The organism is Meiothermus sp., from assembly GCF_026004115.1.
Taxonomy (GTDB): domain Bacteria; phylum Deinococcota; class Deinococci; order Deinococcales; family Thermaceae; genus Meiothermus.
On record NZ_BPIM01000001.1, the window covers coordinates 1,140,392 to 1,152,920 of the forward strand.

The following is a 12,529-nucleotide window of genomic DNA, read 5'->3' on the forward strand; positions in this document are numbered from 1 at the left end:
ATTGCGAAGCACCCCACAATGCAACCCGCCATACCACAGACGACCAGTTTGGTTCTAAACTGGAAGTTGAACATGACCGAGCGGCAACGGCGCATTCTGCATCTGCTGGTAGATAGCTATATCCAGACCCAGAACCCCGTATCTTCGGGGGTACTGGCAGAGCAGTTGTCGTTGTCGCCTGCCACAGTGCGCTACGAGTTAATTGAACTCGAGCTGCAAGGCTTGATCGGCAAGCCCCACGCCTCCGCTGGCCGCGTCCCTACCCGCGCAGGGTTCCGCCACTATGCCCTGTCCAAACTGCCCCCCAACCCCTTACCCCAGGCCACCCAGGACAAGCTGGCCCAGGTGCTAGAGGACGCCGGCCCCAGGCGCGAAGCGCTGGTAGTCCAGGTGGCCTCCAAGCTCTCGGGCTATCCAGCCTTGTTACGCCTACGGCCACAGCGTGCACCCAAACTGCTACAAGTGCACCTTTCCAACCTGACACCCGGCAAGGTGCTGGCTGTTGCCGTTCTGGAAGGCGGGCGGGTACGCGAGGCCCGCATAGAGCTATCCTTCACCCCCACCGAAGCCCAGCTGAGTGAAGCAGAGCAACGCTTGTTTAAAGCCACCCAGCCTGTTATGGCCAGCACGCCCGCCATGATGGAGTTGTACGAATCCATCGGAAGAGCATTTGCCCATGGCAGCCAGGAGGAATACCGCGAAGGAATGGGGTTGTTGCTCAGCGAGCCGGAGGCCCAGAACCCCCTGTTTTTACGCCAGGCTATAGCGGTTTTTGAGACCCCCAGCGACTCCACCTTCACCCCCCCCGGGGGTGTGAACGTCCGGGTCGGCGAGGACGAGGGGCTCTCACTGGTACAGGCCGGAATCGGGGTTAACGATCAGGTGGGCGAACTCTCGCTGCTGGGCCCGGTACGCATGCGTTACGAAAAGGCCCTCTCGGTAGCCTTCACCATGAGCCAGGCGTATATGGGGAAGTAAACCACCCTGCGGCTAAAGCCCGGGGCTTCCGGGGGTGGTTCAGGTAAGCATTTTGAGCTTCTGAGCTCTTAGCCCTAGACACCCGGCCCTCGAGCCTGGACAATCTATATTTATGAGAATTCAGGTCTTGCTGTTTGCCCTTTTCCGTGAGCAGGCGGGGCAGGCCCGGCTGCTGCTCGATCTGCCCGATGGCTCAACCGTGGCCGATGCCAAAGCCCTGCTGGAACAGCAGTACTCCCTGCAACTCTCGGGGGGGCTGGCGGCCCTCAACGAGCAACTCGCTCAACCTGGCGACCTCCTCCAGGACGGCGACGAGCTGGCTTTCTTGCCCCCGGTATCGGGAGGCTCGATATCACCCAAACTCGACGCCCAAAAGCAAGTGGAAAACGATCGTTTTGGACTGACCCACGAGGTTCTGCAGGTGCAGCCCTGGGTGGACTGGGCCTCGGACGACCCCTATGGAGCAGTCATCAGCTTTCTGGGCACCACCCGCAGCCCCAACAAAGGCCAGGCCGTGACCTATCTGGAATACGAAGCCTATCCGGGCATGGCGGAGAAAGTGATGCAGCAGATCATCGCTGAGATGCGCGAACGTTGGGTATTGGGCCGGGTGGCCTTGTGGCACCGTTTGGGCCGGGTGATGCCCAGCGAAGGTTCCATTCTGATTGTGGTCTCGGCCCCCCACCGCCCCGAAGCCTTCGAGGCTTGCCGCTACGCAATTGAGCGGGTCAAGCAAGTTCTACCGGTGTGGAAGAAAGAATTCCTGCCCGATGGGTCTCACTGGGTGGAGGGGCATACACCCGAAGAATTCAAGCTCTAGCGCAGTAGCAGATGACCAAACGCCGAAGGCTAACTGCTCCAAAAAAGCCCACGCTTCCAGGCTGGTCAGCAAACAATGCTGTGGTCCATAACGTGACTTTATCGAACTTTCAATCTGTAACTTTAAGCAGCCGAGTGATGTATGAGAAACTCCGCTCTGGACTGAGTATCTGCACCCGCTCAATTGAGTTAGACCGTGTTGGACAAACCCAGAAACCTGTGCTATAACTAACAGGTATGTCTCAGCTTAGGGTCTAGTATCCCTGGGGAGGCAACCCGTCGCGCAGACCATCCCAACACCAAACCCAGAGCAGTCTGGGTGGGAATCTTGGCGCGACAGAAGGTAAAGGCAGAGAGGAAACAGGCGAATGGAAGACCAAGCTACCCAGACTCCAGTGGAAACTGGAAATGAGCCCCAAGTTTTTAGCATGGAGCAAGCCCTGCAAGACGCAGAGGCAAGGCTCGAGAAGACCGTCCAGCGCGGCCAGATTGTCACCGGCACGGTGGTGTTCGTCACCAACGACGGGGTAATGGTGGACATTGGCGCGCGCACCGAAGCCATCATTCCGCTCAACCAGCTCACCGAGGAGAACCTGCCCGAGGAGGAACTCAAAAATCTCCTCAAGCCGGGCGACACCGTGACCGCCTACGTGGTGCGGGCCGACCTCGAGAACGGCCAGGTGGTGCTTTCCAAAAAGCGGGCCGAGGCCGACCAAAGCTGGGTCAAGATTCAGACCCTGTTTGACCAGGGCGAGCCGGTAATGGTGGAAGTGAAGGAAAAAGTCAAAGGGGGTCTGGTCGCTACTGTCGAAGGGATTCGCGCCTTCCTGCCTGCCAGCCAGGTAGATCTCAAACGCACCCCAGAGCTCGACGAGTATGTGGGTCAGCGCTTCCTGGTCAAAATCATCGAACTCAACCGCAAGAAGGGCCGGGTCATCCTGTCGCGCCGCACCGTACTGGAAACCGAGCAAAAAGCCGCCCGCAGCCAGATTCTTTCCAGCCTGAAGGAAGGCGATATCGTCGAGGGCCAGGTGGTCGAAGTCACCGAGTTTGGCGTGTTCGTGGCCCTGGGCGGGGTAGATGGCCTGGTACACCGCAGCGAGATCACCTGGGGCCGTTTCAACCACCCCAAGGATGTAGTACAAAAGGGCCAGACCGTGAAGGCCAAGGTGCTCTCGGTAGATACCGAGCGGGAGCGGGTCAACCTCTCCATGAAGGCCCTTACCGAAGACCCCTGGCTGACCGTTTCAGAAAAGCACCCCATCGGCTCCAAGCTCACTGGTAAGGTCGTGGGCCTGACCCAGTTCGGGGCCTTTGTGGAAGTGGAGCCGGGCCTCGAGGGCCTCATCCACATCTCCGAGCTGTCCTGGACCAAGCGCCCCAAGCACCCCAGCGAAATCTTGAAGGAAGGCCAGGTGGTTGAAGCCCAGGTGCTGCGCATAGACCCCGCCGAGCGCCGTCTCTCGCTGGGCCTGAAGCAAACCCAGCCTGACCCCTGGAAGAGCCTGCCCGACCGCTTCCCACCCGGTACCCCGGTCAAGGGCAAGGTCACGGGCCTGACCGACTTTGGGGTTTTCGTGGAGATCGAGCCCGGCATCGAAGGGCTCATTCACGTCTCCGAGCTGGCCTACGAGCGCGTCGAGAAGCCCTCCGAGCTGTTCAAGAAAGGCGACGAAGTCGAGGCGGCCATCCTGCAGATTGACCCCGTGGAGCAGCGCATCAGCCTCTCGCGCAAGCGCCTCCTGACCCCACCGCCCCAGGCAGTAAGCATCCCCGGCGACGAAGAGGGCGAAGGCCGCAAGGGCCGCCGCGAGGGCAAGGGCGGCGAGCGTCCCAAGCGTCCAAAAGGCAAGGGGGGCCCCCGCGAAGGGCGCGGCCGCGAGCGCGATTTCGACTATGGGGGTGCTTCTGGCGCAGCCGCCTACACCAACTATGACCCCAGCGTGGTCTCTGCATCCACAACCAACGTGAAGCTCGGCGACGTGTTCGGCGACCTCCTGAGCCAGCTTAGCCTGGAAGAGGACAAGGACAAAGAAAAAGCCTGATGCTGATCTCTCAAGAAAAGCCGCTCGCGGGCGGCTTTTCTTATGGCCAAGCTCTTTGCCCTACAAACCCACAAACCGTCCTTCCTCCTGCAACACCTCTCCATCAGCCAACAGACGCCCCCCCTGGCGCAAGTCCAGAATCAAGTCCCAGTGGATCGAGGAGGCGTTGGTACCGCCGGTCTCGGGGTAGCTTTGCCCCAGGGCCAGGTGCACCGTGCCGCCGATTTTTTCGTCGTAGAGGATAAGGCCGGTGGGGCGGTTAATGCCGAAGTTCGTGCCGATGCCCAGCTCGCCCAGGCAGCGCGCGCCGGGGTCGGCCTCGAGCATCCTGTGAAGGTACGCCTCCCCCGCCAAGGCGCTGGCTTCCACCACCCGCCCCTCGCGAAAGCGCAGGCGCACCCCCTCCACCCGCTGCCCCGAGACCACCACCGGCAGGTTGAAGCGGATCTCGCCCTCGGCGGAGGTTTCGAGGGGCCCGGTGAACACCTCGCCCGAAGGCATGTTGCGCTTGCCATCGGAGTTGATCCACTTTCGCCCCTCCACCCGAAGCCGCAGGTCGGTTCCATCTGCCTGGATACGAATTTCCTTCACCTTTTGCAGCCGCTCGATAAGGGCCGCCTGGAAGGCCGACAAAGCGCGCCAGGACGCAATGGGGTTGAGGCGGTCGAGATACAAAGCCCGCTCCACAAAGGCCCGAAAGCCCGCCGTGGACATGCCGGCCTGCTGGGCATAACCGGCAGTAGGGTAGAGCGTCAGGCACCAGCGCTTACGCGCCCGTGTTTGCGCGTAAGGCCGCCATCCGGTGCGAAACTGGGCCAGGCGGGCCGGGGGCACCTCGGCGAGCTCGAGGGGGTTCTGGGCACTCTCGATGCGCAGGCTGGCGTCCACGTGTTCCATGAGCCGCAACTGGGGCAGGGGCGGCTGGTTGAGCCAGGCTTCCCCGTACAGAAAAAAGGGCCTCGAGGTCGCCGCAGGAAAGATTTGCACAAGGGGGTAGGCCCCGCGCTGCAAGGCCACCGCTTGCAGGGCCTCGAGCAGGGGTAGGGCCGGCGGTTCGGCTTCAATCAGAACCGTCTGGCCGGGCTGCAAGTCCAGGCAGTACTCGGCCAACAGGGCCGCAAAACGGGTTTCCATATCCTCCAGTTATACCCGCTTAGACGTAAAACCACGACCCGCCAAACAAGATTAAGTGCGAACCACAACGCCTAAATTGAACGATCATTTCACACAATTTGGCCTACTTTACTCTCTCTCTTGCGCACATGCACGTAAAATTCGCCACTTCTGCGCTATGATGTAGAAAGCATGAGCGAAGTCAAAATCACCCCGTTGGCCCGTCGTCTGGCGGAAGAAAACGGCATAGATTGGCGTCAAATTAAAGGCACCGGCCCCGATGGCACGGTAGTCGAACGCGACATTCTGGCCTTCCTAGCAAAGGTCATGGCGGGCGAGGTTAATCTGCCCCCGGCCCCCGAAGAAACAGCGCCTCACACGGGTGCTATCCCCAACATGACCCAAGCCCAGGCAGCCTTGCAGAAGGAGGGGGTACAGCTGGGCGACCTGGTGCCCTCGCCTGCACCGACCCCGTCTCCCCTATCGGCGGCGCCCACCATGGACGATATCGAGTTTGACCTCGACCTCGACCTGGACGCCCCGGCCCCTCCGGTACCCCCAGCCGCCGAAGCCTTCGAAGAAGCGCCCACGCTGGCCCCTGAGCCTCCGCTGGTGCCGAATTTCGACGAGCCAGAGCCTTTGGTCGCTAGCGAGCCCCTGCCCACGCTGCAATGGGAGGAACCAGAGCCCGCCCCAGCCCCGGTAGCGCCGCTTCCCGAGGTGAACCCCGAGTTGGCCGGCCTGCCGCCCCTCCCTACCGAGACCGACCTGGCGCCCCCCAGCAGTGCGCCCAAGCTCATCTGGGAAACCCAGGAGGTCATAACCGCCCCCGAGGCGCCCACCCCTCCGCCCAGCCCCCTGCAGGCGGGGATGAGCTTCAGCAACGCTCCCGAACCCGAAGTTGCTCCGGCCCCTGCATATCAAACCCCGGTAGAGGCCCCACCCGTTGCATCCAGGCAGCAGGAGGCCTCGTCCATACCACCGGTGGAACGGGAGGTATCGCAGATGCCCTTCACAGCGCAAGAGGCGGCCCCTGCTTCGCCGGTGGAGCCGCCGGCAGCCCCGCAGCCCGAACCCGTGGCACCGCCCATAGCGCCTGCGCCCACGGGCGTGGCAGCTATACCCAGTACAGAAACCACCCCCCTCCCCAAAATGCTGCGGGTACAGGCCTGGCAACGCCTGGTGGAAATTGGCCCGGCCCAAAGCGCCGCCCAGACCCTGAGCGAGGCCTGGCGCATGGAGGTGGGGGTGGATGCCCTGCTGTACCGTGCAGCGGACAAGGCCCTGGCCGACACCCAGACCCCAATGCGCCCTACCAAGGGCAGCCTCGAGGGCGACACACTGAAAAGCCTGCGGGTGGCTCCCGCGCAGTCGTTGCGCGGAGCCCTGGACTCTTTGCGGATGGCCGCCGACCCCGCCGAGGGGCTGGTGGTGCTCTCGCTGGTAGACAGCGCTTTTGATCAGGTCATCTTCCCCGGCCTGTCAACCCTTACCCTGGGCCGGGCTAGCGGGGGCCACGCCCTGCTGACCCTAAGCGGCGACCTGGGCACCGAACTGGCCGGAAAGCTGCTGGAGCGGGTGGCCTACTACCTCGAGCGGCCCATCCTGCTGGCCTGAACCGTACTTTTATCAAGCGATCGGGTCGGCCAGGGGCCGACCTTTTTTCTTGAGGTTTTCTGAATCTTGGAAGATCTGTCCCCGCAACCTGGGTAACATGGGGGTTGATGAAGCGCTTTCTGAGTCTCCTGGTCATCTTGAGCATCTTCACCCTGACCCCTGCCCTAGCCCAGTTGGGCAGCTTTGTGAGCGTCCGCGCCGTGAGTGGGCTGGGCCTGGCGGCGGGCTACGGCACCCTGGGGGCCGAGGTCGAGTGGCTCGACCCCTTTACGGTGGTCTACCCCCGTGGCAGCCTGGCCTACATGGTGGGGGGTGGGGTCTGGTTGGGCGGAAGCGTAACGGGGGGCAGTTTGCAGGCAGGAGCTGCGCTCTACTCCGGCCCAGACCGCGAGGGGTTGTTTGGCGCCGTGCGCGGCGGGGGGGCCATTGTGGCCGACAACGCTACCCGGGTAGGCACACTGTTTGGCACCCTCTCGCTAAGTGGGGGCTACCGCCTGGTTAGCGGGCCGCTCGAGCTAGGCTTGGAGGGCGGCATTTTCTTCGCTAGCACCGACATCAACGCCACGCAGAGCCTGCTCTACATCACCCCCACCCTGGCCATCAGTGCGGGGTTTCGCTTTTGAGCCCATACAACCGAAACGGCCTGCTTAGCTTCGCTTAAGACAGACCGCCTTCCCCTATGCGGCGTGTTGGGGATGTGCTAGGCTCGAGGCATGAGAAAAATTGCTTTCCCACTCTTGCTCGGTAGTCTTGTTCTGGCTCTTTCGAGCTGCATTATTGTAGGCACCATCCCGGTCTCCAACTTCCGCTTCGACAGCAACTGGCAGCGCAATACCGACGGTCGTTACGTTTTTTGCACCAACAAAACCACCCAGATGCGCTATAAATTCCGTGCACCGGACTCCTCGGTGATCACCTCTATTGAAGAAACGTATGTAGGCTTTGCATCTGAACGTACCCTTACTCTCAACCGCCCCCTGGCCGACCTCACCCGCGATGGAAGCGATCTGGTATTTGTCGGCACTCTAACTTTTGGTCAGGGTGGTGTGCCCCAGAGCCTGCCCTCAGGCGTGAGCCAGCAGTCCATCGTCGTCACCCCCATCACGCCTCCCCCCTCCATCACCGGTAAAACCACGGTCACGGTCACGGTTTCAACCCTGAGTGGTAGCCAGTACTCGGGCTCGTATGTCTATGATGTCTACTCCAACTGCCCCTAGAAAGGACTGTTGAACCCTATGCTTCGCCCGCTCTTGCTTCTTTTGTTGGCTTTTGCCCTTTCGTCTTGCATCTTGCTGGTGGAAGACGAGCCCCCGCGCCCCCAGCCGGTGCAGCCCGTAACCCCGGTGACCCCGGTACAGCCCAGCATTGTGACGCCGGGCCCGGGTAGCTTTACCTACCGCTGCAACGGGGGCACCCTGGTGGTGCGCTACCTGGACAGCAGCAACCTGCAACTCTTCTACGATGGGGCCTTCCAGAACCTGAGCCTGGTGCGCCGCAGCCCCACCTTGCTGTTTAGCGGGGGGGCCTACACCTGGGAGTGGACGGGCAGCCGCGGCACCCTAAGCGTGCGCGGCCAGGTGGTGCTTAGCAACTGCGCTCTGTAACGGAGGTGGTATGAAAAAAATCGTTGGTATTTTGGGCCTGGCTTTGCTCTCCTCGGCCCTGGCGCAACCCTTGCGCCCCCAGAGCATTATCGTGAACCCCACGCCCCCGCAGGACCTTCAGGTGCGGGTCTGGGTAGACAAAGACCCCAACAAAACCGGCAACCCGGTCTACCAGTTTGGCGAGAACATCCAGATCTCGGTGCAGGTCAGCCAGCCGGCTTATGTCTACCTTTTTAGCGTGCGGGCGACCGGCGAGATTAGCGGGATTCTCCCCAACGCCTTTGAGCAGCAAAACCTGTTGCAAGCCGGCGAAGTACGTACCTTCCCCGGCCCCGGAGCCCGCTACACCTTTACCGTGGAAGGCCCGGCCGGGCAGGATCGGGTGCTGGCCGTGGCCAGCCGCCGCCCGCTGGATGTTTCGGAGATTATCAACATCCAGACCGGCGAGGCCCGCATCCAGGGCGAGAGCAACCTGGCCAGGGCCCTCTCGATTGTGGTGACGCCCATCCCCACCACCGACTGGGTAACCGACGAAGCCTACTACATCGCCGGGCAGCTTCCGCCACCCCCGCCCACTACTGGCACCCTGTCGGTCAGCAGCATCCCCAGCGGCGCCCAGGTGCTGATCAACGGGCGCGCGGTGGGCAATACGCCTTTGTCCATCGAGTTGCAACCTGGCAGCTATAACCTCGAGCTGCGCCTCAGCGGCTACAACCCCTCGCGCACCCCCGTCACCATCCAGGCCGGGCGGGTTACCCAGCTCAATCTGCCGCTCGTTGCCACCCCACCGCCCACCGGTGTCCTGGCGGTGGACAGCAACCCCAGGGGCGCCCAGGTGCTGATTAATGGCCGCCTGGTGGGCAGCACCCCCCTCAACCTCACCCTCAACCCCGGCACCTACACCGTGGAACTGCGCCGCAGTGGGTTCAGCCCCTTCCGCACCAACGTCACCGTCCAGGCGGGCCGTACCACGCGCCTCAGCATCAATTTGGTGGGCATTGCGCCGCCGCCGCAACCCGTCCAGCCCGTGCAGCCTGTTCAGCCGGTTCAACCTGTGCAGCCCGTTCAGCCGGTGCGGCCTCCCTCGGGTTCTTACACCTACACCTGCCAGGGCGGTACCCTGGTGGTGAACTACATCAGCAGCAACCAGGTGCGCCTGTTCTACGACGGGGCCTTCCAGACCCTGCCGCTGGTTCGTAGCGGGGCCGAGCTGGTTTACTCCAACAACACCTACACCTGGGAGATTGGGCAGCTTGGGCGCCTGCTGGTGCGGGGTCAGGTGGCCCTGTTCAACTGCCGCATCTAAAGCCTCTTTGGCCTCGAGCCTCCCTAAAAATGGGCTCGAGGTTCTTTTTTGCAGATTAGTTTACAATCTTTGTCAGCTTTTCTCGGATGATGGGTTTCTATGGAATGGCTCACCCAACCCTGGCCCTGGTACGTAGCGGGCCCCCTGATTGGCCTGACCGTGCCCCTCTTGCTCCTGATGGGCAACCGGCGCTTTGGCATCTCTTCCTCGCTGCGGCACCTCTGCGCGGCCCTGGGCAGCCGGCAGCCCTTCTTCCGCTATAACTGGCGGGCCGAAAGCTGGAACCTGGCTTTTGTGCTGGGCATCGCGGCGGGCGGGTTTGTGGCCGGGGCGCTCTGGGCCAACCCCAACCCGGTATCGCTCAACCCCCAGACTGCCCTCGCCCTGGCGCAGATGGGAGTTTCGGCGGACTCGGGCTTCTTGCCCCAAGAACTTTTTTCCTGGCAAGCGGTGCTGAGCCTGCCGGGGGCCTTGTTTTTGCTCCTGGGCGGGTTCCTGATTGGCTTTGGGGCGCGCTGGGCGGCAGGGTGTACCTCGGGGCATTCCATTACCGGGCTGGCCGCACTGCAACTACCTTCCTTGCTGGCCACACTGGGCTTCTTTGTGGGGGGGCTGATATCGGCCCACCTGCTCCTGCCCTGGCTCCTTTCCTGGAGGTAAAGCATGGCCTTTCCCATACCCGATGAGTTCAAGGTCGAAGCACAGACCACAAGGCCCACCGGCAGCCTCCTGGCATACGTACCTTATTTATTGGCGGGGGCTTTTTTTGGTATCGTGGCCATTCGCTCCGAGATTGCCTCCTGGTACCGCATCTACGAGATGTTCCGCTTTGAGTCGTTTCACATGTACGGGGTTATTGGCAGTGCGGTATTGACCGCAGCCCTTTCGCTGTGGCTGCTGAGGCGGCTTGGGGTCAAATCCCGCGATGGGGAACCCCTGCGCATCCGCCCATCTGATCCGGGCCGCTACCGCTACATTTTGGGCGGGGTGGTGTTTGGGCTGGGCTGGGGGCTGGTGGGGGCCTGCCCAGGGCCCATTTACGCCCTGCTGGGCAGCGGGTATGCGGGTGCGCTGCTGATTTTGCTGGGGGCGCTGCTGGGCACTTATGCGTATGGCCTCGTGCAGCACCGGCTGCCGCATTGAGGAAGGCTTGTGGCGTGTGGGGGTAGGAGGACTACACACCCAATAGCGCCAGGGCCTGCCCCAGCACCTCGAGCTCGGCCCGAACTTTCTCTACCTGCACCAGCTTTTGTAAATACTGCTGCTGCTCTTGCAGAGCGGCTTTGAGCAGGGGGTGCCGGGCCTTGAGCAGCAACGGCCCGTAGCGCAGGGCCGGCTCGAGCGGCAACCCCGCATAGGCCGTACAAGTGCCGCGCTGTAGGGTAAGGATGCCATAGCGCCAGAAGCCCTCCACCATCTGTTCGTTCACCAGGGCGAACCCAGCAGAAAGCGCCCAGCGGCGCAGGGGTTCGGCGCTATCGTTGGGCTGGAGCACCAGGCGGGGGGGCAGCCTGCTGGGGTGGGCCGAGAGGATGCGAACCATGCGACCGGCCCCCATCCCACACAGGCTCAGGGCGGTGGCCTCGCCCGCCTGCAAAGCCGAAAGGCCATCGCCTAAGCGCACCTCGGCGTTCAGGCCCGCAAGGGCTCGCCTCGAGTTCTCCCAGGGCCCCCGGTTTTTCTCCACCACAATCACCCGCTCCACCCGCCCGGACAGGAGCAGATAGCGCGGCAAAAGAGCATGGTCGGCCCCGATATCGGCATGGGTAGGTGCCCTGATTTCCTGGGCTACCGCCATCAGACGGGGCTCCAATCTAGCGGTAAATCCAGCCATAAGCGATCAGCAAAGTAACCAGCGTGAGCGGCAGGCCAAAGCGCAGGTGCTCCATAAAGCCTAGATGGTAGCCTTCGCGCCTTGCGGCCTCGGCCACAATCAGGTTGGCCACCGACCCCAATAGGGTCAGGTTGCCCGCCAGGGTCGAGGCCGCCGCCAGCAAAAGCCAGCCCTGGGTGTCGCCGGCGGGGATTAGAGGGTACAACAGCAGCACTGCCGGCACATTGGAGATCAGGTTGGAGAGGAGTACCGTCACGGCGGCCAGGCCCGCCGCCGAGCTGGCCAGAGGCTCAATTCGAACCAGCAGGCCCAGCTCCTTGACGGCAGCCGTGACCATAAAAAGCCCCGAGAACATCACCAGCAGCTCCCAGTCCACCCGCATAAAAAAGCGCTCGGAGCGAATCCGGCGGCTCCACAGCAGAAGCCCGGCGGCTATCAGAGCAGCCTGGGCCAGCGGATAGCCCAGCACAAAGGCGGTCAGCAGGGCCAGGGTAATCCAGAGGCCCTTGAACAACAGCGCCCGGTTGTAGCGGAAGCGCAGGGGCGGCAAGGGCGGCAGGGGCTTCAGGGAGCGCAGCGCCGGATAGAAGAGATACAAAAGCCCCACCTGTACCAGAAGGCCCAGCAAGGCCACCGGGGTCAGGGCAGCGGCAAAGTCCAGGTAGCTGATGCGGGAGAGGCTTCCCACCACAATGTTCTGGGGGTTGCCGGTCAGGGTGGCCACGCTGCCCAGGTTGGTCGCCCCGGCCAGAGCCAGCAGGTAGGGTACCGGCGGCAGCCCCAGGGTGCGCGTAAGGGCCAGCACCAGCGGGGTAAAGAGGATGGCGATGGTGTCGTTGAGGAACAAGGCCGACAGAACGCCGGTGCCAAAGGTCAGCCAAACCAACAGGCCCAACGGTGAGCGGGCTAGGTGCACCAGCCAGTTGAGTACGAGCTGAAAAAACCCCGCATAGCCCAGGTGGGTGTTGAGTACCATCACCCCAAACAAAAAGCCCAGGGTATGGGGTTCCAGGGCCCGCCAGGCCCGCTCAAAGTCGAGCACCCCCAGCACAATCAGAAAAGCTGCGCCGGTGAGGGCGATGGCCGCCCGGTTCATGCGGTAGCCCGGCCAGTAACCCAGGCCCAGACCCAGGTAGGTTAGCAGCAAGACAGCATAGGCAAGGTACTCCACAACTCCATCCTAATTGCTTGTGCAGCAGGTGCAGCAACCCTC

Annotated in this window: 13 protein-coding genes; 10 read left to right on the forward strand and 3 right to left on the reverse strand. The window is 62.6% G+C overall.

Annotated elements, in window-relative coordinates:
- The first annotated feature begins 72 nt into the window (after nt 1-72).
- From Q0X23_RS05305 to Q0X23_RS05315, 3 genes are all read left to right on the forward strand, one after another.
- Nucleotides 73-978, forward strand: a complete 906-nt coding sequence (locus tag Q0X23_RS05305; protein WP_297859329.1) for a DeoR family transcriptional regulator — start codon at nt 73-75, stop codon at nt 976-978.
- Nucleotides 979-1,090: 112 nt separating this feature from the next.
- Nucleotides 1,091-1,798: a molybdenum cofactor biosynthesis protein MoaE gene (locus Q0X23_RS05310; RefSeq protein WP_297859330.1), complete on the forward strand. Its 708-nt coding sequence runs from the start codon at nt 1,091-1,093 to the stop codon at nt 1,796-1,798.
- A gap of 367 nt (nt 1,799-2,165) precedes the next feature.
- A complete protein-coding gene (locus Q0X23_RS05315; protein ID WP_297859331.1) occupies nt 2,166-3,842 on the forward strand; it encodes a 30S ribosomal protein S1 in 1,677 nt (558 codons plus the stop codon).
- 60 nt (nt 3,843-3,902) lie between these two features.
- Here Q0X23_RS05315 and Q0X23_RS05320 read toward each other — a convergent pair whose 3' ends face one another.
- A complete protein-coding gene (locus Q0X23_RS05320; RefSeq protein ID WP_297859332.1) occupies nt 3,903-4,976 on the reverse strand; it encodes an aminopeptidase in 1,074 nt (357 codons plus the stop codon).
- 171 nt (nt 4,977-5,147) lie between these two features.
- Between Q0X23_RS05320 and Q0X23_RS05325 the strand changes: the two genes are divergently transcribed.
- The 7 genes from Q0X23_RS05325 to Q0X23_RS05355 all read left to right on the forward strand — a co-directional run bounded on the left by Q0X23_RS05325 (nt 5,148) and on the right by Q0X23_RS05355 (nt 10,625).
- A complete protein-coding gene (locus Q0X23_RS05325; RefSeq protein ID WP_297859333.1) occupies nt 5,148-6,572 on the forward strand; it encodes an E3 binding domain-containing protein in 1,425 nt (474 codons plus the stop codon).
- Nucleotides 6,573-6,679: 107 nt separating this feature from the next.
- The gene (locus Q0X23_RS05330) at nt 6,680-7,195 is read left to right on the forward strand and encodes a hypothetical protein (RefSeq protein WP_297859334.1); all 516 of its coding nucleotides are present in this window, start codon (nt 6,680-6,682) and stop codon (nt 7,193-7,195) included.
- A 90-nt stretch (nt 7,196-7,285) separates the two neighbouring features.
- A complete protein-coding gene (locus tag Q0X23_RS05335) occupies nt 7,286-7,789 on the forward strand; it encodes a hypothetical protein (RefSeq protein WP_297859335.1) in 504 nt (167 codons plus the stop codon).
- 18 nt (nt 7,790-7,807) lie between these two features.
- The gene (locus tag Q0X23_RS05340; protein ID WP_297861172.1) at nt 7,808-8,176 is read left to right on the forward strand and encodes a hypothetical protein; all 369 of its coding nucleotides are present in this window, start codon (nt 7,808-7,810) and stop codon (nt 8,174-8,176) included.
- A 10-nt stretch (nt 8,177-8,186) separates the two neighbouring features.
- Entirely contained in the window at nt 8,187-9,482 is a 1,296-nt protein-coding gene (locus Q0X23_RS05345; RefSeq protein ID WP_297859336.1) for a PEGA domain-containing protein, read from the forward strand.
- A 99-nt stretch (nt 9,483-9,581) separates the two neighbouring features.
- A complete protein-coding gene (locus Q0X23_RS05350; RefSeq protein ID WP_297859337.1) occupies nt 9,582-10,142 on the forward strand; it encodes a YeeE/YedE family protein in 561 nt (186 codons plus the stop codon).
- A 3-nt stretch (nt 10,143-10,145) separates the two neighbouring features.
- Entirely contained in the window at nt 10,146-10,625 is a 480-nt protein-coding gene (locus tag Q0X23_RS05355) for a DUF6691 family protein (RefSeq protein WP_119342016.1), read from the forward strand.
- A gap of 31 nt (nt 10,626-10,656) precedes the next feature.
- Here the strand turns inward: Q0X23_RS05355 and Q0X23_RS05360 are convergent, their stop codons facing one another.
- Both Q0X23_RS05360 and Q0X23_RS05365 read right to left on the reverse strand, forming a co-directional pair.
- A complete protein-coding gene (locus Q0X23_RS05360) occupies nt 10,657-11,316 on the reverse strand; it encodes a class I SAM-dependent methyltransferase (RefSeq protein ID WP_297859338.1) in 660 nt (219 codons plus the stop codon).
- Complete coding sequence (locus tag Q0X23_RS05365; RefSeq protein ID WP_297859339.1) at nt 11,297-12,487, reverse strand: anion transporter; 1,191 nt, start codon at nt 12,485-12,487, stop codon at nt 11,297-11,299. Before Q0X23_RS05365 ends, Q0X23_RS05360 begins: the two co-directional genes overlap by 20 nt.
- Between the last annotated feature and the right edge of the window lie 42 nt (nt 12,488-12,529).